This is a genomic window from Alphaproteobacteria bacterium (genome assembly GCA_025800285.1).
Lineage (GTDB): Bacteria > Pseudomonadota > Alphaproteobacteria > JAOXRX01 > JAOXRX01 > JAOXRX01.
Genome location: JAOXRX010000011.1, coordinates 1 through 1,781 on the forward strand (window position 1 = coordinate 1; position 1,781 = coordinate 1,781).

1 protein-coding gene is annotated in these 1,781 nt (G+C 30.7%); it reads left to right on the forward strand.

Annotated features, from left to right (window positions below; genetic code table 11):
- Positions 1 to 1,046: 1,046 nt before the first annotated feature.
- Positions 1,047 to 1,658 carry an MFS transporter gene (locus OIF36_00055; GenBank protein MCV6598863.1) on the forward strand — a complete coding sequence of 204 codons (612 nt, stop codon included), beginning with the start codon at positions 1,047 to 1,049 and terminating at the stop codon, positions 1,656 to 1,658.
- Positions 1,659 to 1,781 lie beyond the last annotated feature (123 nt).

The window sequence follows — 1,781 nt, forward strand, 5'->3', positions numbered from 1 at the left end:
TAAGCACCTAAAGCATTGAAATGCCATAGCAGTCTATTTTGTACAATGAGAAAGACTATAAAGTTTCGATCAGAGAATAACTTTTGATCTTATTTTTTTCTCAACTTTATATTCTTTCATTACTAATTATACATGATTTACATATGAAAGAACACGATTATACATTCAATTATGTAGCAATTTATGCATACAATTTTTACCCAGTTATATGCTTTCATAACCAGTTCTGTGATTTCTATTAGAAAAATTAAAAAAACATTAGAAAACTATCTAATTACTTAAAAACTATTGACAATGTTAGATGAGTATCGTAATATATAGTTAAAGATAGACTTCGAAGTTCATCTAACAACAAAATCAGTTAGATAACTTTCGAACAACCGTTGATATACAACTAAATTGGTAAAAAACATTTTTTTTACTTAGGTAGTTAGATAATTTTCTAACAAGAGAGGTGATTAGATGAAAATCGAATGTAATAGTCGATACAAAGAAACATCTAAATTGGAAACGAGCACAATCATCTTCTACAGTACACCAAATCATATATAGTATAGAACAATTATAATAATTATCACTCTAACAACGTTTTTCTCAACACTATATGATATATACGAAGAAGAATGAGAATCGCTCAATGTGTTCAGAAGGATTGGAGAAGAATTATGAAAAAGAAAGCTAAAAAAGTGAGAATCGCTCACATCGAAGAATTGGATTATTACCTAGCAAGACAATAGGAGGTATACAATGACTAAGAAACACAAGAAAATCAAGAAGACAAAGATTGCACATTTGGAAGAATTGGATTATTACTTAGCTAGATGATAGGAGAAAGATTATGAAAAAGAAATACACATCTAAAAAACAAAAAATAGAAAATATCAAAGAAATAGATTACTACTTAGCAGGATGCTACAATATTTAGGGTAAAGACTACATAATTATTTTGGGGGGCTATGATGAAAAAAATTAAAGAAAAGAAAAAAGAACCTATGAAAATTGAAATGAACAAACTCAAGATATATGTTTCAATTTAAGGGGGCAATATGGTAGAACAGTTTAAGGATGAGAGTCCAGTTGACTTGAATCCAACCATCAAGAAAAATATTGCTTTGTATTTTGCAGGGGCCTTGGTATCGAATTTGGGTACATTTATGTACAACTTTGCCATAGGCCTTTATGTTTTGAAATTAACAGGCTCAGGTCAAACCTTTGCCTTTTCCATACTGTTTGGTATGATACCTAGAATTATACTATCACCCTTTGCAGGTGTATTAGCAGATAAAATCAACAGAAAGAAAATGACCGTCCTCATGGACATTCTGAGTGGTGTCCTTTTGATTTTTGTTTACTTTGTTGCTAGAACAACCACTTTATCTTTGGTTATGATTTATGCATCTTCTGCACTGCTGACTGTCTTCAATACTTTTTTCGGCATTTCACTCAGTGCCAGCATACCGAATCTGGTTGACAAAAAGCGCCTGGTAAAAGTAAATTCCATGCGTGCCATGATCGATTCCGTTGCATCTATTGCTGGTCCTTTATTAGGTGGTGTTGTTTATGGATTGATCGGTATAGAATATTTCTTATTACTCAATGGTTTATCATTCATTTGTTCTGGTATATCTGAGACATTTATCAACCTTAATTATTCATGAATAGAAATGAAAGTAACTGATATTGTTGAAATATCAACTAATAACTATAACTATCTATTTCACCCATTGGGTGAATCAAAAAAATAAAAAAAGAACTCATTTTTGTGTTAAAATTTTAAGCGT